A 24,120-nucleotide genomic window follows, 5' to 3' on the forward strand; every position below is an offset into this window, starting at 1 on the left:
CGTTCAGCGCACCGAGGCGATGCCGTCGGCGGTCGTCGTGGTGCTGACGTTCTGGCGCAGATCCGCTTCGCCCAGCGTCTTCAGCTCCAGGCGCAGGAGCACGGTCTGGTTGCGCTCGCGCACGCCGGTCGCGGTGGCGATGGGCGAGACGATGTAGTTGAGCGAAACCGTGGTGCACTCGTCCTGGTAGCCGCCGCCGAGGCTCATGCCGGCCAGGTAGGCCTTGCCCGGATTGCTGTAGACCGGGGCGAGGCCGACCGGGTCGGCGAGGTAGGCGGTGTAGAGGTCGGCGAAGGTGTCGCGGGTGTCGAGATAGTGGGTGAAGTCGACGAGCGCCGAGCCGGTGACGAACCAGTTCGGGGTGATCCGGTAGGTGGCCGAGGCCGTCACGCCCTCGCGGCGATGGGCGAAGCCCAGCGCCGGCTGCGCCTCGTAGTAGGAGTAGAACAGCGAGGTTTCGAGCGGCAGGAACGGCGAGAAGCGCGCGGTCACGCCGGTCTCGAACCGGTTCACGGCGAAGTCCCGCTGGTCGAAGCGGGCGCGGCTGATGAAGCTGATGTTCTGGTTGGGCGAGAGCTGGAAGCGGCCCACGAAATCCGAGCGGCGGTTCTCCAGGCCGGAATCGAGGCCGACATTGGCGAGATCCCCGCGGCGGAACGAGTTCACGCCCGCGATCTGGATCGACTCGCCGAACATCACGTTGGCGTACCAGCCCGTCGGCGTCACGACGGAGTACTGCCCGCCGAGATTGGCCCGCACGCCGCCCTCGACCCGGTCGTAGCCGGAGAACTTGTCCCACTCGAACAGCGAGGTGTCGTCGAAGACGAGGCTCTGCGCGTCCTCGTTCGGCAGGCGGCCGATGCGGGTCTCGGAGGGCCGGGCGATCACCTGGGCGATCGGCTCCAGGGTGTGGACGCCCAAGGCCCCGAAATCGGCGACGAGGGGATAGCGGTAATCGAGGCCGATCGCCGGCATGACGCGGCCGGAGAAGCCGTCGTCCACGGTGGTGATGTTGTTCACCAGCGCGTTCTGGAAGCCCGACAGGCTCGGGTTCACGAAGAACGCGTCGGTGCGCAGGTAGGTGAACGGCGTGAAGACCTGACCGAGATCGTCGATGAAGCTGCGCCGCCAGGAGACCTGGGCCGAGAGGCGCGTGTCGGTGCCGCCTAAGCCCCGCACGATGCAGCGGTCGCGCACGAAGGTGGTGCAGGTCTCGTAGAGCGGGTAGCTCACCCCGGCATAGCTCGGGGCGAACAGGTAGCTGCCGGTGCGCGGGATGCCCTGGAAGTCGGTCGCCTCGCGGGTCAGGCTGGTGACGTTGGCCTCGAAGCGCACCTCGCCGCCGATCGGCTGCGGCCCGTCGATGCGCTTGTCGTAGTCGATCACCGGCAGGACGACCGGCTGCTCCTTCTGCCAGTCGAAGCTCGACAGGGCCTTGAAGTAGTAGCCCCGCGCCTCGAACCACGAACGGTCGCCCTGGCCGATCAGGTAGGCGGTCGAGACCGCCTCGCGGAAATAGTCGGTGGTGATGTTCTGGTTGCGGATGCGGTAGTTGTCGAGGAACCACTTGTCGGTCACGCCGACGAGGTCCCAGCCCGTGCGCCAGTGCTCGTTGATGAAGAAGCGCCCGCGCGACTCGACCGAGCCGCGGAACTCGCGGTCGGCGGCGCCGAGCGGGCCCGGCAGGAAGGCTGAGGGCGTCGACTGGAAGATGCCCGACAGGCGCAGGTTGTAGCTGCCGTTGTCGATCCGCTGGCGGAACTCGGCCTGGCCCAGCACGCCCTGGCGCGTCAGGAAGGCGGGCGAGAGCGTGAGGTCGTAGCTCGGATCGAGGTTGAGGAAGAACGGCGTCGCCACGCCGGTGCCGAGCGGCGTCGAGGTGATGAAGCGCGGCGTCAGGAAGCCGGTCTTGCGCTTCACCGTCGGGTCGGCCGACTCGAAATAGGGCAGGTAGGCGACCGGGATGCCGCCGAGTTCGAGGCTCGAATCCTCGTAGCTGATCGTGTGGGTCTCGTTGTTGTGGATGATCCTGGCCGCCTTGATCTGCCAGAGCGGCGGCGTCTCGGGATGGTCCTTGCACGGCTCGCAGGCGGTGTAGGTCGCGTAGTCGAAGCTCGACTGCTCGCCGGCGACTCGCTCCGCCCGCGGGGCGGAGATGCGGGTGCGCACCGTCTCGCCCTTGAGCTGGACGGTCTGCTGGATGCGCAGGGCGTCGACGAAGCCGTCCTTGAAGTCGTCGGTGAGCTCCATCCGCTCGCCGGTGACGACGGCGCCGGTCTCGTCGGTCAGGCGCACGTTGCCCTCGGCGAAGACCCGCGAGGTGCCGCGGTCGTAGCGCACCCGGTCGGCCTGGAGCGTGCGCGTGCCGTAATGCAGCTCGGCATTGCCCCGCGCGGTCACGGTGTTGCGGTCGTTGTCGTAGATCAGCTCGTCGGCCTCGACGAGCAGGCGCTGGCCCTTCTCGTTGCCCTGGCCCTTCTCGTTGCCCTTGGAGCCGGCGAGCTTCTCCAATCCGGCCTGGGCGTGCGCACGCGGCGCGGCGAGCCCGAAGGCTGCCGTCAGCAGTGCGGCCATCGAGACCGTGATCGCGATGTCGGCGACCTTACGCAACGCGTCCCTCGACCCCTGTGCAGCCCCCTGCACGACGATCCCGTCCGACAGCCCCGCCACCCGGAAGACCCTGCATCAGCCGTCCTCCTGGTAGAGAAGCGTGAGCGTACCGAGCAGACTCCCTACCACGGCGGGGAACCACGCCGCCACCGTCGGCGCGACCATGCCCGACGCGCCGAGGCCCTCCATGACCTGCCGCGCGACGTAGAGCACGAAGCCCGCGCTCACCCCGCCGAGCACGAGTTTCCCGACCCCACCAAAGCGGAAGAACCTTAAGGAAACCGTTGCCGCCACGAGGACCATCGCGAGGTAGAGCAGGGGCGTCGCCAGGAGCACATCGTACTGGAGCCGGTAGCGCGTGGCATCCAGCCCGGCCCGCTCGTTGCGCGCGATGGTCTCCGGAAGTTGCCAGAAGGGCACAGATTCCGGAGGGGTGAAGCGCTGGCGGATCTGGCTCGGATCGAGGGTGGAGGCCACGAGGTAGACCTCGTGGCTCTCCGGCGGCGAATCCCGTGTGAGAACGCGCACGTCGCGCATCTCCCACCAGCCGTCGTGCAGGATCGCCCGTGCCGCCTCGATCTGCGCGGTGAAGATGCCGGCATCGTCGAACAGGAAGGCGGTGACGCCGGCGAGCGTCGTGGTGCCCTCGACCGCCGTCTCGGCACGGATGATCGCCTGCCCGTCGACGCTGCGCTGGCGCAGCCACAGGTCCTTGCCGGTGCCGGCCTTGGTCGATTTGGCGAAGATCTTCGCCTCGATCTCGCTGGAGCGCTGCTTGAGCGCGGCGGACAGAGGGTTGTAGGCGCCGATGGTGAGCGCGCCGATGGCCAGCGCCACGAAGGCGCCGGGCTGGAGGAACTGCCAGGCCGAGATGCCGGCGGCCCGCGCCACCACGAGTTCGAGCTTGCGGGAGAGCTGGAGCAGGGCGGCCATGGAGCCGAACAGCACCGCGAAGGGCAGGACGCTCTCGGCCACCGTCGGCGTGCGGTAGAGGGCGAGCTGCGCCATCAGCCCCGTGGACGCCCCTTCCGTATCGCCGGCGCGCCGCAGCAGTTCGACGAAGTCGAGGGTGTAGACCAGGGCGAAGACGGTGACGAACACGCCCAGGATGGTGCGCACGAAGCGCCACGCGAAGTAGCGGCCCAGCGTCGCGCCGATCAGCATGGCGGCGGCTCCCTCAGGCCCGTCCGGCCTGCGGGCGCCGCCGCAGGGCGCCCGTGAGCGCGCGCCATTGCCGGCCGAAGCGCTCGCCGGCCGCGCGGGTGCGGGCCCCGCCGAAGATCAGCAGGCAGGAGAGGGCGATGGTGGCGAGCGGCGCGCCGTAGACCGCCGCCACCGCGCCGGGGCTGCGCACGGCGGCGCTGCTGGCGGCAAAGCCGGCGATGCGCAGGCCCACGACGCCGAGCACCGCGCCGGCCACGGCCAGCCCGCGGCCCTGGCGCGTGGTGCGCGGATCGCCCAGCGCGGCGAACGCGATGAAGGCGAGCGCCAGCGGGTAGAGCCAGGCCGAGAGCCGGTCGTGCAATTCCGCCCGGAAGCGGCCCTTCTGCAGCCGGTAATAGCCTTCCGAGGTGTCGGGGAAGAACAGGGCCAGCGTCGAGCGCTCGCGCGGCTTGTAGACGGTCTCGGAATCCGGGGGCGTGAAGGCGGCGAGATCGACGGCGTAGCGCTCGTAGCTCACGATCGAGGAATCGCGGCTGTCCTTCTGCTGCCGGTGGATGCTGCCCTTCTCCAGCACGAGGTAGGTCTGCCCGTCGACCTCGGCCACGCGCCCGCGCTCGGCGAGGTAGACCACCGCCTTGCCGGCCTCGCGCTTGTCCTGGATGAAGATGCCCTGGAGCGAGCCGTCGGGCCCGCGCTCGCGGAAATGGAAGGTGATGCCGTTGTCGAGCGCCGTGAACTGGCCTTCCTTGACCACGTTGGCGACGAAGTCGCCGCGCACCCGCGTCAGCACGTCGCGCAGTTCCTGGAAGGAGGAGGGCATCACCTGGATCGTCAGGAAGGCGACCACGACGCTGACGGCGAGGGCCAGCGTCACGAAGGGCCGCAGCAACTGGCGCGGCGGCATGCCGGCGGCCGACATCACGATCAGCTCGGAATCGCCGTTGAGCTTGTTCAGGGCATAGACGCAGGCGATGAACAGGGCCACCGGCGCGATCACCGTGATCAGGGTCGGCAGCGACAGGCCGGTGATGAACAGGAAGACGAGGATCGTCTGCCCCTTCGCCGTGACGAGGTCGAGTTCGCGCAGGGCCTGCGTCACCCAGATCGTGCCGGTGAGCCCGATCAGGCAGGCGAGGAAGGCCCCGAGCGCGATCCTGAATATGTAGCGCTCGATCTGCGTCATCCTGCGCCTACGACCCCGAACCCGTCCCTGCTCGCCGCCGCGACGGCACCCCGCATTCTCGCCCGCCGCCGCGCCCGGGCCAAGCGGCCGGGCATGCCGAGCCTCGGGGCGCCCGGAATGAGGCCGTTTCGCGGCGCGGGCGGGCGGGGCTGAGGCGAGGCCGGGGGCGGCCTCCGGCGCCGTGCGCGCCACCGCGACCGTCATCCGCTCTGACGCACCTCGCCCGCGGCCCCGTCACACGTCCGCCCCGCGTTGCGTTCTGCGTCTCAGCGGGTACACAGGTTCGCCGGTCTTTGCGAGGCGCGCGAAGGGCCGGCGGCAGACGGGTGGAAAGCGAAGCGCACATGGCCGGTGGGATCGAAATCGCCTTTGAACCGCTCGCATCGCGCGGCCGCGGGGGCGACCTCGTGGTGTTCGTCGGCGACGACCTCGCCCTGTCGCGTGCCGCCTCCGAGGCGCTCGGGCACGCCGGCGCCGCGCTGGTGGCCCGCGCCGCCGCGGGCGAGCGCTTCAAGGGCAAGGCGCAGTCGGCGCTCAGCCTGCCGGCCCCGGCGGACGTCGAGGCCGACCGGCTGGTGGTGATCGGCCTCGGCTCGGAGAAGGACCGGGCCAAGACCGACTGGACGCTGCTCGGCGGCTTCACCGCGGGCAAGGTCGGGGCGCGCTCGGCCCGGGTCGTGCTCGATTGGCCGGGACTCGACGGCAGCCCCCGGGACGTCGCCGACTTCACCCTGGGCGCGCGCCTGCGCAGCTACCGCTTCGACCGCTACAAGACCAAGAAGAAGGACGAGGACGAGGCGAACGCCGCGCTCACCCTCCTCGTGGCCGATCCGGCCGCGGCGCAGGCCGCCGCGGGAGACGCCGACGCGGTGGCCGAGGGCGTGATCCTCGCCCGCGACCTCGTCAACGAGCCGCCGAACGTCCTCTATCCCGAAGAATACGCCCGCCGGGTGTCGGAGCTGACCCGCCTCGGTGTCGAGGTCGAGATCCTCGACATCGCGCGGATGAAGGAGCTCGGCATGGGCGCCCTGCTCGCGGTGGCTCAAGGGTCGGCCCGCGAGCCGCGGGTGGCGATCCTGCGCTGGAACGGGGCGGAGGACGCCGCGGCGCCCCCGCTGGCGCTGATCGGCAAGGGCGTGGTGTTCGATTCCGGCGGCGTCTCGATCAAGTCGGCCGGCGGCATGGAGGACATGAAGGGCGACATGGGCGGCTCGGCCGCCGTCGTCGGCACCCTGCATGCGCTGGCCGCCCGCAAGGCCAAGGCGAACGTGATCGGCGCCATCGGCATCGTCGAGAACATGCCCGACGGCAATTCCTATCGCCCGTCCGACATCGTCACCTCGCTCTCGGGCCAGACCATCGAGGTCATCAACACCGACGCCGAAGGCCGCCTCGTGCTGGCCGACGTGCTCTGGCACGTGCAGGCGACCTACAAGCCCAAGGCGATGATCGATCTGGCCACCCTCACCGGCGCGATCATCGTGGCGCTGGGCCAGGACATCGCCGGCCTGTTCTCCAACGACGACGCGCTCTCGGCGCAGATCGCCGCGGCGGGCGAGGCGGCGGGCGAGAAGGTGTGGCGGATGCCGCTGATCCCGGCCTTCGACAAGGCGATCGACTCGAAGTTCGCCGACATGAAGAACACCGGCGGGCGCCACGGCGGCGCGGCGACCGCCGCCGCCTTCCTCAAGCGCTACGTCAACGACGTGCCCTGGGCCCATCTCGACATCGCGGGCGTCGGCATGTCCTCCACCCCCTCCGAGATCAACCGGAGCTGGGGCGCGGGCTGGGGCGTGCGCCTGCTCGACCGGCTCGTGCGCGAACACTACGAGCGGTGAGCCGGGCCGGAGCACTCGCCGCCGGCCCGGAGGCCGGAGCGGCGGAAGGACGCACGTCGAGAATGGCCTGGACCGTCGCCGCGGCGCCGCTGATCGCGGCGCTCGCCGTGCTCTTCGCCGTCTTCCTCACCGGCTTCGACGGGCGCAGCCCGATGCCGCCGGACGTGGCGGCGCATTTCTACGGCTTCTTCCTCGACCGCTACCCGCTCTTCGCCTTCGCGCTGGTCTACGGGCTCGCCCGCATCCTCGCCGTGGCGCTGGCGCCGGGACGCGCCTCCCTGGTCCGGCGGCTCGTCGGCGGGGCGATCGGCCTCGTCCTGGTGCTGGGCCTGAGCCTGCATCCGACCTTCGGCGGCCTCGTGCTGCGCGCGGGCTTCGGCACCGGCGCCGGCGCCTTCCTCAACGGCACGCCGATGGCGGCGGCCTATCTCCTCGGCGCGGCGGCGGCCGCGGGCCTGTTCGGGCTCGCCCTGGGGCTCGGCGTGCTCCTGACCGGCCGCCCAAGTCTTTCACCTGCTCCTCTTTCGCCCGCCTCTCCACCCGCGCGAAGCCGCCGGCACCGGGCCGCGCGCGCCCTGCTCGGAGGGCTCGCGGGCTTCCTGGCCCTGTGGTTCGCCGCGGCGCTGATCGGACTCGCCCGCGAAGCCGGGTTCGGCCCGTGGCCGCGCCGGCCGCTCGACGCCCGCGACCTCGCCGCCGCCGCAGGGCTGCTCACGGCGGCCGCCCTGCCGCACGTGCTGGTGGTGGCCCTCCGCCTCAAAGGGGGACGATCGGGGGCATTCGGTGACGATATGCGCCGTTCGTGACCGCGGCTCCCGCGGCATCATCCGGCGCGGGTTGATCCGGCGCGCCGGAAACGCTTAAGCCTCTGCGGAAGCGGCAGGGCCGGCGCGAGGCCGGTCGCCATAAGCCGCTCGCGCGACGGGCAGGAGGACGAGGATGGCGCAAGACCGGAGCGCGGAGCGCCCTTGGCCGGCCCCTTGGCTGACCGCCTATCCCCCCGGCATCCCCCCCGCGATCGACGTCGAGGCGGTCGGGACGGTGGTCGATCTGTTCGACCGCAGCGTGCTGCGCTTCGCCGAGCGTCCGGCCCTCACCTGCTTCGGGGCGAGCCTGCGCTACCGCGAGGTCGGCGCGGCGGCCCAGGCCGTGGCGGCGTGGCTCGCCGCGCAAGGCTACGGCAAGGGGACGGAGAGGAGGACAGGCGCCGACGGGATCGGTGACCGCATCGCGGTGATGATGCCCAACGTTCCGGCCTGTCCCATCACGCTGCTCGGCGTGCTGGTGGCCGGCTGCACGGTGGTGAACGTCAACCCGCTCTACACCCCGCGCGAACTCGCCGCGCAGATCAACGATTCCGGCGCCCGCGTCCTGTTCGTGCTGGAGAACTTCTGCCACACCGTCGAGCGGGCGCTGCCGCAGATGCCGGGCGTGGAGCGGGTCGTCGTGGCGGGGCCCGGCGACGCGCTCGGGCTGAAGGGGCGGCTCGTCGATTTCGTGTCGCGCCGGGTGAAGCGGGCGGTGCCGCCCTTCGCGCTGCCGGCCGCGCGCACCCTGCGGTTCGAGGCGGTGCTGCGAGCGGGCCGCGGCCTGAAGCGGCCGACCGTGGCGGTCGAGCCCGGCGACGTCGCCTTCCTGCAATATACCGGCGGCACCACGGGCGTGGCCAAGGCGGCGATGCTGACCCACCGCAACGTCATGGCCAATGTCGAGCAGAGCCGGCTGTGGTTCCGCGGCTCGGACGAGAATCCGGACGAGCGCGTGGCGGTGACGGCGCTGCCGCTCTACCACATCTTCGCGCTCACCGCCTGCTTCCTGTTCTTCTTCCGGCTCGGCGGCTGCTGCCTGCTGATCCCGAACCCGCGCGACATCGACGGCTTCGTGAAGACGCTTGCCCGCACGCGGTTCACGAACTTCGCGGGCGTCAACACGCTGTTCAACGCGTTGAACAACCACCCGAAGATCGGCACGGTCGACTTCTCGAAGGTCGAGTACGTGGTCGGCGGCGGCATGGCGGTGCAGTCGGCCGTGGCGGCGCGCTGGAAGGCGATCACCGGCCAGACCATCCTCGAAGGCTACGGCCTGTCGGAGACCTCGCCGGTGGTGAGCGTCAACCCGCTCGGGCTCGCCGACTGGACCGGCACGATCGGCTATCCCTTGCCCTCGACCGAGGTGTCGATCCGGGCCGAGGACGGCACGGCGCTGCCCTTCGGCGTGCCGGGCGAACTCTGCGTGCGCGGCCCCCAGGTCATGGCCGGCTACTGGAACCGCCCCGACGAGACCGCCAGGGTGACGACGGAGGACGGCTTCTTCCGCACCGGCGACGTGGCGGTGATGACCCCCGACGGGCAGGTCCGCATCGTCGACCGGATGAAGGACATGATCCTGGTCTCAGGGTTCAACGTCTATCCGAACGAGGTCGAGGACGTGCTCGCCACCCATCCGGGCGTGCTCGAATGCGCGGTGGTCGGCGCGCCCTGCCCCGACAGCGGCGAGATGGTGGTGGCGCACGTGGTGCTGCGTGATCCCTCGGTGAGCCCGGACGCCCTGAAGGCGCACGCCCGGGCCGGCCTCACCGGTTACAAGGTGCCGCGCCGGATCGTGCTGCACGAGACGCTGCCCAAGACCAATGTCGGCAAGGTGCTGCGCCGGGCGCTGCGGGAGGAGGGTTCGACGGTCGGGTAAGGGCTCAGCCCCTTCGGCACGCGCCGACGACCCGGTCGAGGCGCAAGGACCGGGCGGTCGTCCCCGCCGGGGATCAGGCGCCCGCCGAGGGCGAGGCAGCGCCGCGCGGCCCAGGCCTCGGCGATCGCCGCCCGGTCGGCAGCCGTGCCGATCATCGGCGGGGGAGGGGCGCGTCCGTCGCGGTCGGCGTGGAGCAGGCGCTCCCGCTCGGCCTGCCCCCGCTCGGGCAGGGCAGGCGAAGGCAGCGGATGCCGGCCTCGCCGACATGCAGGTGGACGGTCATCCTCGGTCCTTCCTCGACGCGCGGTGACCGAGAGCCCGACCGCGGGCTGCCCGAAGGCAAAGCCATGCCACCGCGCCCGTGTCTTCCCAGCCCGGATCGGCTCGCCGGCAAAGACCGGCAAATCATTGCGAGGGCTGGATATTCTTCATGATGCCGGCTCTTGCCCGGCCGCACCCCTTGCACAGCGAAGGGCGGGCGGGCGCAGGAAATCGCACGAATCCGAAGGTTTCGCTCCGGGCTATTGTGCAATGCGGAACCGCGCTCGGCAGCGATCATTGCCCCCTGACGAGGAGGTGATCGATGGCGCAAGCGCACGCATTCTTCGACGACCTGATCGGCTGGATCGTCCAATTGCCCTGGTGGCTGGCGAGTCCCGTGCTGATCGCCGGCTGCTGCGCCCTGGTGCTGCCCCTGCACGGGATGGCGTTCCGCTTCGCGCAAGCGCGGGTGAGCGGGAGGAGCCTGTTCTGGCGCTCGCTCGTGTCGCGCACCCGCGGCCCGAGCCGGCTCGCCCTGCTCGTCGTGTCCCTGGCGCTCGCCTCGTCCACCGCGCCCCTGACCTGGGAGGTGCGGCTCGTCGTCAACCAAGTGCTGCTCGTCGCCTTCGTGACCCTGGCGGGCTGGACCTGCGCCACCGCGATCCACATCGCCACGGTGATCTATCTGCGCCGCTTCAAGCTCGACACGGAGGACAACCTGCTCGCGCGCAAGCACTTCACCCAGATGCGCATCCTGGAGCGGGCGGCGATGACCCTGGTGGCGATGATCACCGCCGCGATCGCGCTGATGACCTTCGAACCGGTGCGGCAATACGGGGTGAGCCTGCTCGCCTCGGCGGGCGCCGCCGGCCTGATCCTCGGCCTCGCGATGCAGCCGGTGCTCTCCAACCTCGTGGCCGGCATCCAGATCGCCATCACCCAGCCGATCCGGATCGAGGACGCGATCATCGTCGAGAACGAGTGGGGCTGGGTCGAAGAGATCACCGCGACCTACGTGGTGGTGCGGCTGTGGGACTGGCGCCGCCTCGTGCTGCCCTTGACCTACTTCATCCAGAAGCCGTTCCAGAACTGGACCCGGGACGGCGCCTCCCTGATCGGCAGCGTGTTCCTCTACGTCGACCACATGGCCCCGATCGAGGCGATGCGGACGGAGCTGAGGCGCGTGGCCGCCGCGTCCCGGCTCTGGGACGGCAACGTCGTCAACCTTCAGGTCTCGGACGCCCGGGAGGGCGTGATCGAACTGCGGATGCTGGTGAGCGCGCGCAACGCGCCCCAGACCTGGGACCTGCGCTGCGAGGTGCGCGAGAAGATGATCGCCTTCCTGCAGAAGGAACACCCCTCGGCCCTGCCGCGCCAGCGCGCGGAGTGGGTGAACCCCGATCCGCCCTATCCCGACCAGCAGAGCGGGACCGGACGCTGGGATCGGCGCCCGGCCGGAAACGACGCCCGCGCCGCGGCCGCCTGAATCGAGATCCGTTCCGTCAGTGCGAAGGCCTCAGCAGCTCGCGTGGCCGCACTGGCGCATGTCGGTGATGGTCTTGCGCATCGGCTCGACGCCGACCGCGCCGGGCAGGATCTCGTCGCCGATCACGAAGGCGGGGGTGCCCGACAGGCTGAGCTTGTCGCCGAGCCCGACATTCTCGGCGAGCGCGGCCTTCACCTCGGATCCTTGCGCATCCTTCTTCAGGCGCTCGATGTCGAGGCCGAGATCCTTGGCGACCGCGAACGCGCGCTCGCCGTTGACGCGCCCCTTGCTCTCCAGGAGCTTGGCGTGGAAATCGAACATCTTCTCGGGCTTGAGCTGCTGCTTGGCGGCCAGCGCGATCTTGCTCGCCTCCAGCGACTCGGCGCCGAGCACGGGGAAGTCCTTGAGCACCACCCGCAGCTTCGGATCGGACTTGATCAGGGCCTGCACGTCCGAGAACGCCTTTCGGCAATAGCCGCAATTGTAGTCGAAGAACTCGACCAGGGTGACGTCGCCGTTCGGATTGCCGGCGACGATGCCGTGGGGCGAGTTGGTCAGCGCCTCCTGCGACTCCTTGAGCGCGGCGGCCTGGGCCAGCTTCTGCGTCTCCTGGGCCCGGCGCTCGCCCTCGGCGATCGCCTCCTGCAGCACGTCGGGATTCTTGACGAGGTAGTCCTTGACGATCCCCTCGATCGCCTTGCGCTGGGCGTCGGTGAAGGGGGCGGCCTCTTCCGCGCGGGCGCCCGCGGCCGCGCCGAGCGCGAGACCGCCGGCGAGGGCGAGGGCGGAAACGGAGCGGGAGAACGGCATGGACACCTCAGGAAGCTGATCGCGAAGCGGGTCTTGCGGCCGATCGGAGCGGCCGGTTTCGGCAGAGGGCGCGAGCCCGCATCATGGCACGGAAGCCCCGCGCCGCCATGCGACTCTTTTCTGGCGAGCACGCCCCCGGACACGCCCTGTCTCGGCCGGCGGTGCGGCGTTTTCACGGCGCGGAGGACGGGCCGGGCTTCGGGCGGCTCGTCCGGAAGAAGGTCGAATCGAACGGTCGGCAGCCCGAACCGCGAAGCACGCTGAAAGAATAAACGGAAGATCTTTTCAATCGTAACGTGAAATAGAACGGCCAACCTCAGTCAAACTGGAAAAAAATTACAACCCTCGTTGCGGTTAAAGAATTCATGATTATTATCCGGCAAGCTCTCCGGGAATGCGCCGCACGGTGGACACGAGGAACGATGGATGCCGGTGTAATCGTCGTGGTGAGCGACCGGCCGGATCGAAGCCGGCCCCTCGTCGACGCCATCCGGTCGGTCGCCGAATGTCGCGTGGTGGGCACCGGGGAGACCTGGGACCGGATCGTCTCCCTGCGCGGCGTGATCGCCGACATCACCCTGGGACGCCCGGAAGCCAAGCGCTGCCTGCGCCTGCTGGCGACCCGGCTCGGCGCAAACCGCACGCCCCTGATCTGCCTGACCCGCAGCAACGGGCAGGGCGCCTTCACGGAGGCGCGCAACCTCGGCGCCACCCTGTGCCTGTCGGCGCTCTCCGAGCCGCGCATGGTGGTGAGTTCGCTCGTGCGCGAGGTTTGGCCCGACAAGTCGGTGACCGACCTCGTCGTCACCCGCGAGGCCGAACGGGCCGGCACGCTGATGACGCGGCTGTTCGCGTCCGCCCAGACGGGTGCCGTCGACATGCCGAGCGTCGAGCGGGGCATCGATCCGGTGCTCGACGCGATCCACGAGGGCGGCCTGTCGCGCTGGCTCGACGAGGTCTGGGCGCATGACGACGTGACCTTCCAGCACTGCCTGCTGGTTTCCGGCACGGCCGCCGCCTTCGCCCAGAGCCTCCGCCTCTCGACGGCGGATCAGCAGCTCATGACCCGCGCCGCCCTGGTGCACGACGTCGGCAAGTCGCGCATCCCCCACGCCATCCTCAACAAGCCGGGCCCGCTCGACCACGACGAATGGGCGGTGATGAAGACCCACGCCTCGATCGGCCACGAGATCCTGAGCGCGTCGGGCGACTGCGATGCGGTGACGCTGGCGGTGACGCGCCACCACCACGAGATGCTCGACGGCTCCGGCTATCCGGACGGGCTCAGCGCCGACGCGATCGGCGACCCCGTGCGGCTCCTGACGATCTGCGACATCTACGCGGCCCTGATCGAGCGGCGCCCCTACAAGACGCCGATGACGAGCCGCGACGCGCTCTCGATCCTGTCGAGCATGGACGGCAAGCTGGAGGGCGGCCTCGTGCAGGCCTTCGGCCGTGCCGTGCAGGGAACGCACTGATACCAAGCGGCGCCGATCCCAAACCGCATCCCTTGGCGCGGGGGGCAGCCGACGATGCGTGATCCTCATCGCCGACTGGTATGAGAGCCTGTTTGACTGCAGTGATCCCATCCCGACCCTCATCCTGAGGTGCCGCGTGAGCGGCCTCGAAGGATCCTCCAGATCCCGCGCGATCCCTGGAGCCCCCTTCGAGGCCTCCGCTCCGCTCCGGCACCTCAGGATGAGGGTTCAGGATGGGAGTAGGATCTTCCTCTCGCCTTGCCGTGGCCTGACGAAGACACGGCGGCCGGTCAAACAGGCTCTGAGACGGATATCGCAGCCCGGCGTCGCAAGCCCGTCACGCGAACCATCGAGACCGTTTCGATCCGGAAAGCCGGTGCCTATGCCGTCGCGCTTCCTGGGCCGCTCCCTGTCGCCGACTCTCGCCTTGGTCTGCAGAACAACGGCATCGCCGCCGCCGCCCGCGTGACCGACACGCCGTGGCTCTCCGACAATCCGGCAACAAGAACGACGTGCGGCATCTCGGGCTCGCCGGCAGCGACCGTTTCTCCCGCCGGCTCGCCGACACCCGAGCGATCCGCGACGCCACGGCGATCGGGCGCGTCGGCGTCGAGGCGGCGTGGCAGCGGGACCCGTTCCGGCGCCAGGGCGCGGACATCCTCACGGACGTCGAGCACCGTCGATGCGGACATCTTCATCGGCCGGGCGCGGCCCTCCTGCCGGGCGTGCGGGGCGGTTGAGCGGGGCGCCGGCAGGGGCTACCTGCATCCGGGTCCCGTCTCTCCCGCAGGAGCCCCACTTGAGCCCCGACCCCGCTCTCTCGCGTCGCGCGCAGGCCGTGGCGCCCTTCCTGGCGATGGACGTGATGGCGGCGGCCGGCGCCCGCGAGCGGCGGGGGAAGGGCGTCGTCCACATGGAGGTCGGCCAGCCCTCGGCCCCGGCGCCCCGCGCGGTGATCGCGGCGGCGCAAGCCGCGCTCGCCGACGGGCGCATCCCCTACACGGAGGCACTCGGGCTTCCCGCCTTGCGCGAGCGCATCGCCCGGCACTACGCCGAGACCTACGGCGTCCGCCTGCCGCCCGAGCGCGTGGTGGTGACGACGGGCTCCTCGGCGGGCTTCGTCCTGGCCTTCCTCGCCCTGTTCGATGCCGGCGCCCGCATCGGCGTGCCGCGCCCCGGCTACCCGGCCTATGACGGCATCCTGCGCGCCCTCGACCTGATCCCGCAGCCGCTGACCCTGCGCGCCGAGGACCGCTACGCCCCGACCGGCGCGCTGGTGCGCGCGGTCCACGGCGCGAAAAGGAACCTCTCCGGCCTGCTGGTGATGAGCCCGGCCAACCCCTCCGGCACGGTGATCGAGCCCGCCCGCCTCGCCGAACTCTGCGCCACCGCCCGGAGCTTACGCCTGCCCTTCATCTCCGACGAGATCTACCACGGCCTCAGCTACGGCGTGCCGACGGCGACCGCGCTGCAATTCGACGAGCGCGCCGTCGTCATCAACTCCTTCTCGAAGTTCTACTGCATGACCGGCTGGCGGGTCGGCTGGATGGTGGTGCCGGAGGCGCTCGTGCGCGGGATCGAGCGGCTGGCGCAGAACCTCTACATCTCGGCCCCCACTCTCTCGCAGGTCGCGGCGCTGGCCGCCTTCGACACGCTCGACGAGATCGTCGCGATCCGCGAGGGCTATGCCCGCAATCGCGCCCTGCTCCTCGACGCGTTGCCGTCCCTGGGGTTCTCCGACATCCACCCGGCCGACGGCGCCTTCTACCTCTACGCCGACATCGCCCGACTCACGGACGACGCGAGCGCCTTCTGCCGCCGGATGCTCGACGAGGCGGGCGTCGCCGCCACACCGGGCCTCGATTTCGACCCGGAGGAGGGCGGCCACCACATCCGCTTCTCCTTCGCCGGCTCGCAGGCGGACTGCGCCGAGGCGGTGGCGCGGCTGAAGGGGTGGCTGGGCTGAGGCTCGCCGGATCGGGCTCGTTCCCCTGCAAAGCGTCGGCGCGAATCAGCGCGGCGCCTCCCCGGCGACGGCCGGCGCAGGCGGCGTGCGCGTCGGCGGCCGCACGCCGAAATGGTCGGCGAGCTGGCCCCCGTTGTAGGTCTCGGAGAAGCCGTCCGGCTTCTCCGGCAGCATGGTCTCGTTCCAGGCCTGCCAAGCGGCCTGGAGGCGGGCGAAATCCTCCGGCCGGCGGCTCTTCAGATTCGCCCGTTCCAGGGGATCGGCGGCGACGTCGAACAGGAAGGTGGCCGAGCAGACCGGCGAGTTGGCGTAGCCTTGCGTGAAGCGGATGCCTCGTGCCGCGATCCAGTCGGCATGCGGGGTCGCGAGATCCGGCCGGCCGTAGCAGCCGATATCGGCCTAGCCGAGATCGTCCGCCATGATGAAGACGATGTTGGGTCGCGCCGCCGCCCGCGCCTCTCGCCCCACGGCCATCACCGCCGCCGTGCCGGCCGCCGCACTCCGCAGCACCCGCCTGCGCGTCACGTTTGCCATGGGGTCCGCCGTCGTTTCGGGGGGCCTGTAAACCAATCGATGGTGGATGGCAGCCGCGCGGCCTGTCAATTCCAGGGCTTCTGTCAGCGCCGCATCCGGCCTTTCCCGAAAGCCGGCGTGGTGCAGACTTGTCCTTCGGGTGCCGGCGAGCCCCCGGATATGCGAAGCGGGGCCCGGCAGAACCGGGCCCCGTCTCGATCGCGGAGCGTGCGCCGGCCCCTCACTCTCCCGTCAGCGCCGCCTTGGTGCGCGACCACCAGCCGGCTCGCTTGGGACGGTTCGGGTCCGGCGGCGTCAGCACCACCGCGACGGGCTCCGGCGCGGGCGCCGCCGCCTCGGTCGCGGCGAAGGACTCGGCCAGGATCGGCTCGGCCTCCGGCGCGGGCACGACCGGCGGCGGCTCGGCCGCGCTGCCGTTCTCGGCGGCGAGCGAGACCATGCTCACGTCGGCGCCGCTGACCGGCTCCTCGGGGCCGACCGGCAGGACGTCGGAGGCGGTCTCCTCGGGATGCGCCTCCGCGGCCAGCGGCTCGCCGGCCTCGTCATCCTGCTGGCCATTGCGCTCGTTCCGGCCACGCCCCCTTCCGCCCCGGCGTCCGCGGCGGCGGCGGCGTCCGTTGCCCTCGGCGTCGTCGCCGTTGGCCTCGACGGCCTCGGAGGCGGTCTCGTCCCGCTCGGCCACGGCGCCCACACCCTCCTCGGCCGCCTCGGCCTCAGGCGAATCGTCGCCGTCGTCCTCGGTGTCCGCGCCATCCTCGGACCCGTTCTCGTCCTGCGCGCGGGCCTCGCCCTCGCCGGAGGCGCGCCCGCCGCGACGGCGGCGGCGACGGCGGCGGCGACCGCCGCCCTCCTCGGACGATGCCCCGGCCGAGCGCTCCTCGGAGGCGCCCTCCGCCTCGACATCCTCGCCGGCCTGGGCCTCTTCGCTCTCCTGAGCCTCGGCCTCGTCCTCGAACTCCTCGGCCTCGTAGACCGGCGAGATCGCCACCGCGCGCACGCCCGTCACCGGGCCCTCGTGCTTCACCGCCGGCTCGCCGCGGTCGAGCTGGAACGCGGAGGTCGCCGCCAGCCGCTCGTCGGCGGAGATGGTGATCGCCACCGAGAAGCGCAGTTCGAGGTCGTGCAGGTGCGCCCGCTTCTGGTTGAGGATGTAGAGCGCCACCTCGGTGCGGGTGCGCAGCACGAGGTTGTGGCTCGACGACTTGAGCAGCGCCTCCTCGATCGAGCGCAGGATGTGCAGGGCCACCGAGGAGGTCGCCCGCACGAAGCCTGAGCCGCCGCAATGGGCGCAGGGGATGGACGAGGATTCGAGCACGCCGGTGCGGATGCGCTGGCGGCTCATCTCCAGGAGGCCGAAGGGCGAGATCCGCCCGACCTGGATGCGCGCCCGGTCGTTCTTGAGCGCCTCGTTGAGGCGCTTCTCGACCGCCCGGTTGTTGCGCTTCTCCTCCATGTCGATGAAGTCGATCACGACGAGGCCGGCCAGATCCCGCAGGCGCACCTGCCGGGCGACTTCTTCCGCCGCTTCGAGGTTCGTCTTGAGCGCGGTGTCCTCGATGTCGTGCTCGCGGGTGGCGCGGCCGGAGTTCACGTCGATCGAGACCAGCGCCTCGGTCGGGTTGATGACGAGGTAGCCGCCCGAGCGCAGGGCCACGTGGGTCGAGAACATCGCGTCGAGCTGCTGCTCGACGCCGTAGCGGGCGAAGATCGGCGTCGGGTCGCGGTAGGGCTTCACCACCTTGGACTGGCCGGGCATCAGCATCCGCATGAAGTCCTTGGCCTCGCGGTAGGCATCCTCGCCGGAGACCAGAACCTCGTCGAGATCCTTGTTGTAGAGGTCGCGGATCGCCCGCTTGATCAGCGAGCCCTCCTCGTAGACGAGCGCCGGGGCGGTCGAGGACAGCGTCAGTTCGCGCACGCTCTCCCACAGGCGCATCAGGTACTCGAAGTCGCGCTTGATCTCGGGCTTGGTGCGCGAGGCACCGGCCGTGCGCAGGATGATCCCCATCCCCTCCGGCACGTCGAGGTCGGCCACGACCTCCTTCAGGCGCTTGCGGTCGGCCGCGCTCGTGATCTTGCGGGAGATGCCGCCGCCGCGGCCGGTGTTCGGCATCAGCACCGAGTAGCGGCCGGCCAGCGACAGGTAGGTGGTCAGCGCCGCTCCCTTGGTGCCGCGCTCTTCCTTCACGACCTGGACCAGGATGATCTGGCGGCGCTTGATCACCTCCTGGATCTTGTAGTGGCGGCGATAGGCGCGCGGGCGCTCGGGGATCTCGGCGAGCGCGTCGCCCGAACCGCCGACCTGCGCGACCCGCCCCTCGCCGTCCTCGGATTCCTCGTCCTCTTCCTCGTCGTCGGAGTCTTCGTCGTCCGACCCGTCGTCGTCGTCATCCTCGTCGTCGGACTCGTCATCCTCGGGCTCGTCGTCGGAGTCCTCGTCGGTTTCCTCGGCCTCGGAGACCGAGGCGGTGGCGGCGACGGGCTGCGGTTCGACCGTCTCGACGGCCTCGGAGGCTTCCGCGGCCTCGACCGGCGGGTTGGGCGCCTCGGAGATCGCGGCGATGTCGGAGGGCTCGACCGCGGCGGCTTCTTCCGCGGGAGCGGACGCGGCGGGCGGGTTCTCTCCGGCGACCGCGGCGGGCGCCAGCGCCGCCTCGGGCAGGCTCGCGGAGGCGTCGCCGCCGGCCTCGACCGGAGCGGATCCGCCCTCGGACGGCTCGGCCGCCTCCGGCCGGCCCTCGACCGGCACCGCCTCCTCGGACGAGCCCGTCTCCTCGGAGGCCGCGTCCTGCGACGTCACGGTGTCGTCGCCCCGCGCGCCGCGGGCCTCGGCCCGTCGCCCGCGTGAGCGGCGGCTCCGCGGCGGACGGCGCTCCTCGCGCTCGCGGTGCTCCTCCTCCTCGCGCGCCTCGGCCTCGATCAGCGCGAGGCGATCGGCCATCGGGATCTGGTAGTAGTCGGGGTGGATCTCGTTGAAGGCGAGGAAGCCGTGGCGGTTGCCGCCGTACTCGACGAAGGCCGCCTGGAGCGAGGGCTCCACGCGGGTGACCTTGGCGAGGTAGATGTTGCCCCTCAGAGGCCGGCGGTTGGCCGCCTCGAAATCGAACTCCTCGACCCGGGAGCCTTGGACGGTGACGACCCGGGTCTCCTCCGGATGCGTCGCATCGATGAGCATCTTGTTGTTGGCCATGACGAACTTTCGGTCATGGCGGCCGACGTCGTTCTCCTCACGCGTGAGCCGCGCGGTCCCGGCGGGGTCTTCCCCGGCCCTGAGGCCGGCGGGGAAAGGACACGCGCCGGCCTCGTCGCCGAGGCTGCGGGGAGGGGATTGCCGTCAACCGCCTTCCGGCGCCGGGCATCGGCGCGCTGGGGGTTGAACAGGGCCGGGGCGACGGAAGGGGCGGGGCGACGCGAAAACCGCGCGCCTTCGGCACGAGCTGCGGCAACCGATGCTGTGCGTCCTCCCATCCTGATCCGGCCTCGCGAAGATGGTGGGCCGTATGAGCGGCCCGTGCAGAGTTCATGGGCGCGGCCGACCCGCAACGATCGGGAGGCCGCGAATGCCGTGACACCCGCCCGGATGCCGGGAGACGCCGACTGACGCTGCCAATTCGAGCGAGGAGGGCGCCGACATGCCCCGGGCGCGCCCGAGGGCCGCCGAAGCGCCAACCCGGGAATGGGGTCGATATCATTACAGAGTGTCGCGGGAGAATTGCAAGGGTTCCGTGATATCGGCCGCCGGGCCCGCGTGACGGAAGCGGCCCGGTGTTCACGTCGCTCCCGCCGCGAACCGGATGCCGCCCCGTCGGCTTGAAGGAAGCGGAAGAGCCCGCACCACGGGATGTCGTCGTTGTTGCAGACGTTGGCGATCCAGCCACCGAGCTTTTGCGCCCAGCCGATGACGGCGTTCGGCTTGGCGCCGGGGATCTCGCGGGGACCCATTCAGGCGCCCGGCCCCGTGGAGCCAGAGCTTCGGCAACGGGTTCCGCGGAGCCTGCGTGCCGGGGCGAGCGCATGGCCTCCGCAAGGCGGGGGTGCGACGGGCGACCGAGAGCGGCGCGACGAGGCCGAATTGAACGCGTGGTTCGGCTGGGCGGACGGCAGCCGGGAGAGCGCGATCTGCGTGCGCGGCGCCAACCGGGCAAAGCGCGCGGAGCGGATCGCCGGGCGCTGGAACGACGACGCTATCCCCGCACCGTCCGACCCGGCGCGAGGCTCGGCGCAAAAGGCGCAACGTTCACAAGATGTTAGAAAATTGTTGGCTCCCCGAGCAGGACTCGAACCTGCGACAAAGCGATTAACAGTCGCTTGCTCTACCAACTGAGCTATCGGGGATCACCCGGCCGCCTCGGCGGCGCTGGCGGGTCATTAGCCTTCGCCGGTTGCCGGCGCAAGGGTGCTTTCGCAGGTTTTTGCGGGTTCCCGGGCCGCGGTTGCGGATCGATCCCCGGAATGGGCGTCCGGGCCACGGCCGATGCCGAACTTGCGACAAGACCGTTGCCGAGCGGGCAAAGCCTCTGCTAGAGACGCCTCGCTCCGGGGCCGCCGCCCGGCCCGGAGCGTCGCGCACGGCGCGGTCGAGGCCTCGTGGCGGAGTGGTTACGCAGAGGACTGCAAATCCTTGCACCCCGGTTCGATTCCGGGCGAGGCCTCCAAATTTCCCAAGTCCCGGAAGCATCCCCGATCGAGCGATCGATTCCCGTCATGACGGGACGGAGCAGGGCTGTCGCGAGCCTTGCAATTCGCAGAACGATCCACGACAACCCGTCCCGCTCGGGCCGGCGCCGCTCGACGGGCGGGCGCAGGAACGGTCAGGCGCGGCGGCAAGGAATGGACGGCTCATGCTCGATTATGCTCAGGCACGGCGCCTCATGGTCGATTGTCAGCTCCGGACCTTCGACGTGAACGACGTTTCCGTGCTCGACGCCTTCGACTCCGTGCCCCGCGAGCGCTTCGTCCCGCCGGGCCGGGAGGAGTTCGCCTATATCGACCAGACGCTGACCTTCGGCGCCGGCGAGGACGGCACCCGGGCGATGCCCGCGCCCATGGTGCTGGCGCGCATGATCCAGGCGCTCAAGATCCGTCCGGGCGTCCGCGCCCTCGATGTCGGCACCGGCTACGGTTACGGCGCGGCCGTCCTGGGGCGCCTGGGCGCCGAGGTCGTCGCCCTCGAAGCCTCTTCCGAACTCGCCGGAGCCGCGCGCGCGCGTCTCGGCGAGACCGCCGAGGTTGTCCAGGGCGCACTCGGCGCTCCGGCCAAGGGCGGTCCCTTCGATGCCATCCTCGTGGAGGGGCGGGTCGAGACGCGGCCGCAGGCGCTTCTCGACCAGTTGCGCGACGACGGGCGGCTCGTCTGCGTGCTCGGCCCCCACCGGAACGCCAAGGCGACGCTGTTCGTCCGGGCGGGCGACGCCTTCGGCTCCCGCTCGCTGTTCGACGCCTCGCTTCCCGCCCTCAAGAGCTTCGCGGCCGAGCCCGGCTTCGCCTTCTGAGTCGCGGCCGGCCGCGGCGCGTCCGCGGTATCTTCGCCGCACGCCCGCAGGGCGGGCAGTTCGCCCCCTCACCGGACACGGCAAGGAACCGACCGCCCGTCACGCAACGGGGGAGCGATCCAGCGCGCCCGTCCGCTCGATCTGGGATCGAACCGGAAGGGGTGTCGCTTTTTTGAGCCACCCCCCCGGCAATCCGACATCGCAGCGCGGTAAACCCTGTCGTCGTCGGCGCAAGCTCGGCTACTCTTCGGCCCGAGGCGGGCTGGCCACCCCAGCGCATAGGCATGCAGGCGGCGACCCTGTCGCGGCCCTCCCGGAACGGATCGACCGGCGGACGTCCCGATGGGATGGGCGCAGGGATGGTGGACCGGAGCGGACGCGGCGGTGCGGCGGGTTGGTGAATCGAGAAACCGCAAGGGCTGATCGACGTGAAAGAACGGAACCCTGCGGCGCGGTCCGCGCTTCGGCTGGCCGGTGCCGTCGTCTCGGCGCTGGTGGCCGCGAGTCCGGCCGCTGCCGAGACTCTCGAGAGTGCGCTCTCCCGTGCCTACCAGGCCAACCCGGCGCTGAACGCGGCGCGGGCGAACCTGCGCGCGACCGACGAGGACGTGAACCGGTTCCAGGCCGGCTACCGCCCGAACGCGGCGATCTCGGCCGATATCGGCGTCCAGCAGTTCCAGGGTTCGATCGGCGGCATCCAGGGGCTCGGCGGAACCGGGCTCAACCTCACCACCCGACCGGGCGGCGCGGGCCTGACCATCAACCAGAACCTGTTCGACGGCTTCCAGACCGACAACCGCGTCCGCTCCGCCGAATCGACCGTGCTCGGTACGCGCGAAGGCCTGCGCCTGACCGAGATGAACACGCTGTTCAACGCGGCCCAGGCCTACATGAACGTCCTGAGCGACACCGCGACGCTCGAACTTCAGCGCAACAACGTCGAGGTGCTGGAAGAGCAGCTCCGCCAGACCCGCGACCGGTTCAACGTCGGTGAGGTGACCCGCACCGACGTCGCCCAGGCCGAGGCGCGGCTCGCCGGCGCGCGTTCCCAGGTCGGCGCGGCGGAAGCGGCGCTTCGCGCCTCGATCGGCATCTACCGCCAGATCGTCGGCATCGAGCCGCGCCAGCTCGCACCGGGCCGTCCCCTCGACCGCTACGTGCCGGGCTCGCTCGATCAGGCCCTCCTCATCGGCCTGAAGGAGCACCCGCAAATTCTCTCCTCGCTGCACGCCGTCGACGTGGCGGAGTTGCAGGTGAAGGTGGCCGAGGGCGCGCTCTATCCCCAGGCGCAGATCACCGGTGCGGTGCAGCAGCGCTACGACCAGCAGTTCCCCGGCGACAACGGCGTCACCGCCTCGATCGTCGGCCGGGTCAACATCCCGCTCTACCAGGGCGGCGGCGAGTACGCCGCGATCCGGCAGGCCAAGGAGAATGTCGGGCGCGCCCGCCTCGTCGCCGACCAGGACCGCGACACGATCCGCGCCTCGATCGTGCGGACCTGGGGCAACCTCGAAGCCTCGAAGGCGCAGGTGATCGCCTCTCAGGCCCAGGTCCAGGCCAACGAAGTGGCGCTCAACGGCGTGCGCGAAGAGGCCCGGGTCGGCCAGCGCACCACCCTCGACGTGCTGAATGCGCAGCAGGAGCTGCTCTCCGCCCGCGTCGCGCTGATCCGCGCGCAGCGCGACCGCGTCGTGAACTCCTACGACGTGGTGCAGGCGGTCGGCCGGCTGACCGTGCGCTTCACCAGCCTGCCGGTGACGCCCTACAGCGCCCGCGAACACCTCGATCAGGTCCGCGACCTCTGGTTCGGCCTGCGCACCCCGGACGGGCGCTGACCGCCTCGCGCCGGCCGGTGATTTCTGTTGGCCGGCCGAGGAACATGGTTGATGCCGGACGAGACGCTGAAATAGTTCGTTAACCCAATCATCGTCTTGTCAATCGTCACCGAGTATCGTCCCGATGAGCGCAGCGAGCCCCAAGGTTCAGGACAAGACGCAGGAACCCTCCATGGAGGAGATCCTCGCCTCGATCCGCCGCATCATCGCCGACGATCAGGCTCCCAAGCCCGCCGAGGCCGAGGCGCCCCCCCCGGCGCCTCCGCCGCCGGAAGAGGACGACGTGCTCGACCTCGCCGAGGTCGCCGAACCGGTGCGCAAGCCCGAACCCGTCGCCTTCGACATCCCCGAGATCGATTTCCGGATGCCGGAATTCGAGGCCGAGCCGGAGCCGGAACCCGCTTTCGAGCCGCCGCCCGCTCCGAAGCCGGAACCGGCCGCCTTCGCACCCGAGCCGCAGCCCGCGCCGCGGACGCAGGAGCGGATCCGGGCGGCGGTCGAGGAGGAGGTGACCGAGCGTCTCGTCTCCTCGCGCACCGTCGAGAGCGTCGGGCAGAACTTTCAGTTGCTCGCGCACACGGTGCTGTCGCAGAACGCCCGCACGCTGGAGGATCTCGTCCAGGAGATGCTGCGGCCGATGCTCAAGGGCTGGCTCGACGAGAACCTTCCGCACATGGTCGAACGGCTGGTGCGCAGCGAGATCGAACGGGTCGCCCGCGGCCGCTGACACGCTCCCCCGCATCCGACGGTTGACGGCGGCCCCGCGGCGGGCCGATAG

General features: G+C 70.8%; 17 protein-coding genes, 2 tRNA genes and 1 pseudogene. 11 read left to right on the forward strand and 9 right to left on the reverse strand.

Features of this window, described 5'->3' with window-relative positions; genetic code table 11:
- Positions 1-3: 3 nt before the first annotated feature.
- The 3 genes from PGN25_20500 to lptF all read right to left on the reverse strand — a co-directional run bounded on the left by PGN25_20500 (position 4) and on the right by lptF (position 4,957).
- Entirely contained in the window at positions 4-2,610 is a 2,607-nt protein-coding gene (locus PGN25_20500) for an LPS-assembly protein LptD (protein ID MEH3119895.1), read from the reverse strand.
- Positions 2,611-2,685: 75 nt separating this feature from the next.
- Positions 2,686-3,774 (reverse strand): LPS export ABC transporter permease LptG, encoded by a 1,089-nt coding sequence (gene lptG / locus PGN25_20505; GenBank protein MEH3119896.1) that lies wholly within the window; start codon positions 3,772-3,774, stop codon positions 2,686-2,688.
- A gap of 13 nt (positions 3,775-3,787) precedes the next feature.
- Positions 3,788-4,957, reverse strand: a complete 1,170-nt coding sequence (gene lptF, locus PGN25_20510) for an LPS export ABC transporter permease LptF (protein MEH3119897.1) — start codon at positions 4,955-4,957, stop codon at positions 3,788-3,790.
- Between the two features lie 344 nt (positions 4,958-5,301).
- Between lptF and PGN25_20515 the strand changes: the two genes are divergently transcribed.
- The 4 genes from PGN25_20515 (at position 5,302) to PGN25_20530 (ending at position 11,227) form a co-directional block, all read left to right on the forward strand.
- A complete protein-coding gene (locus PGN25_20515; protein MEH3119898.1) occupies positions 5,302-6,795 on the forward strand; it encodes a leucyl aminopeptidase in 1,494 nt (497 codons plus the stop codon).
- The gene (locus PGN25_20520) at positions 6,792-7,601 is read left to right on the forward strand and encodes a hypothetical protein (GenBank protein ID MEH3119899.1); all 810 of its coding nucleotides are present in this window, start codon (positions 6,792-6,794) and stop codon (positions 7,599-7,601) included. The genes PGN25_20515 and PGN25_20520 overlap by 4 nt, the downstream gene beginning before the upstream one ends.
- A 133-nt stretch (positions 7,602-7,734) precedes the next feature.
- Complete coding sequence (locus tag PGN25_20525) at positions 7,735-9,480, forward strand: AMP-binding protein (GenBank protein MEH3119900.1); 1,746 nt, start codon at positions 7,735-7,737, stop codon at positions 9,478-9,480.
- A 583-nt stretch (positions 9,481-10,063) separates the two neighbouring features.
- Positions 10,064-11,227: a mechanosensitive ion channel family protein gene (locus tag PGN25_20530; GenBank protein ID MEH3119901.1), complete on the forward strand. Its 1,164-nt coding sequence runs from the start codon at positions 10,064-10,066 to the stop codon at positions 11,225-11,227.
- A 30-nt stretch (positions 11,228-11,257) separates the two neighbouring features.
- On the opposite strand, the gene PGN25_20535 is transcribed toward PGN25_20530, so the two are convergent.
- Complete coding sequence (locus tag PGN25_20535) at positions 11,258-12,037, reverse strand: DsbA family protein (GenBank protein ID MEH3119902.1); 780 nt, start codon at positions 12,035-12,037, stop codon at positions 11,258-11,260.
- A 422-nt stretch (positions 12,038-12,459) separates the two neighbouring features.
- Between PGN25_20535 and PGN25_20540 the strand changes: the two genes are divergently transcribed.
- The 3 genes from PGN25_20540 (at position 12,460) to PGN25_20550 (ending at position 15,481) form a co-directional block, all read left to right on the forward strand.
- Complete coding sequence (locus PGN25_20540; protein MEH3119903.1) at positions 12,460-13,515, forward strand: HD domain-containing protein; 1,056 nt, start codon at positions 12,460-12,462, stop codon at positions 13,513-13,515.
- A gap of 479 nt (positions 13,516-13,994) precedes the next feature.
- Positions 13,995-14,255, forward strand: coding sequence for a hypothetical protein (locus PGN25_20545; protein ID MEH3119904.1), 261 nt, complete (start codon positions 13,995-13,997; stop codon positions 14,253-14,255).
- Positions 14,256-14,314: 59 nt separating this feature from the next.
- A complete protein-coding gene (locus PGN25_20550; GenBank protein MEH3119905.1) occupies positions 14,315-15,481 on the forward strand; it encodes an aminotransferase class I/II-fold pyridoxal phosphate-dependent enzyme in 1,167 nt (388 codons plus the stop codon).
- A 45-nt stretch (positions 15,482-15,526) separates the two neighbouring features.
- On the opposite strand, the gene PGN25_20555 is transcribed toward PGN25_20550, so the two are convergent.
- From PGN25_20555 to PGN25_20575, 5 genes and pseudogenes are all read right to left on the reverse strand, one after another.
- Positions 15,527-15,655 carry a hypothetical protein gene (locus PGN25_20555; protein MEH3119906.1) on the reverse strand — a complete coding sequence of 43 codons (129 nt, stop codon included), beginning with the start codon at positions 15,653-15,655 and terminating at the stop codon, positions 15,527-15,529.
- 120 nt (positions 15,656-15,775) lie between these two features.
- Positions 15,776-15,874 (reverse strand): annotated as a pseudogene (locus PGN25_20560) (hypothetical protein).
- 6 nt (positions 15,875-15,880) lie between these two features.
- The gene (locus PGN25_20565; protein ID MEH3119907.1) at positions 15,881-16,015 is read right to left on the reverse strand and encodes a hypothetical protein; all 135 of its coding nucleotides are present in this window, start codon (positions 16,013-16,015) and stop codon (positions 15,881-15,883) included.
- A 220-nt stretch (positions 16,016-16,235) separates the two neighbouring features.
- A complete protein-coding gene (locus PGN25_20570; GenBank protein MEH3119908.1) occupies positions 16,236-19,205 on the reverse strand; it encodes an Rne/Rng family ribonuclease in 2,970 nt (989 codons plus the stop codon).
- Between the two features lie 1,069 nt (positions 19,206-20,274).
- Positions 20,275-20,350: transfer RNA gene (locus tag PGN25_20575), tRNA-Asn, on the reverse strand.
- Positions 20,351-20,596: 246 nt separating this feature from the next.
- On the opposite strand from PGN25_20575, the gene PGN25_20580 reads away from it, so the two are divergent.
- From PGN25_20580 to PGN25_20595, 4 genes are all read left to right on the forward strand, one after another.
- A tRNA-Cys gene (locus tag PGN25_20580) sits at positions 20,597-20,670 on the forward strand.
- Between the two features lie 186 nt (positions 20,671-20,856).
- On the forward strand, positions 20,857-21,507 hold the full coding sequence (locus PGN25_20585; protein MEH3119909.1) for a protein-L-isoaspartate O-methyltransferase: 651 nt from the start codon (positions 20,857-20,859) through the stop codon (positions 21,505-21,507).
- Between the two features lie 401 nt (positions 21,508-21,908).
- Positions 21,909-23,342 (forward strand): TolC family outer membrane protein, encoded by a 1,434-nt coding sequence (locus tag PGN25_20590; protein ID MEH3119910.1) that lies wholly within the window; start codon positions 21,909-21,911, stop codon positions 23,340-23,342.
- A gap of 124 nt (positions 23,343-23,466) precedes the next feature.
- Complete coding sequence (locus PGN25_20595) at positions 23,467-24,069, forward strand: DUF2497 domain-containing protein (protein ID MEH3119911.1); 603 nt, start codon at positions 23,467-23,469, stop codon at positions 24,067-24,069.
- The last annotated feature ends 51 nt before the right edge of the window (positions 24,070-24,120 follow it).

It is taken from the genome of Methylorubrum populi (assembly GCA_036946625.1).
In the GTDB taxonomy this organism is placed as follows: Bacteria; Pseudomonadota; Alphaproteobacteria; order Rhizobiales; family Beijerinckiaceae; genus Methylobacterium; species Methylobacterium populi_C.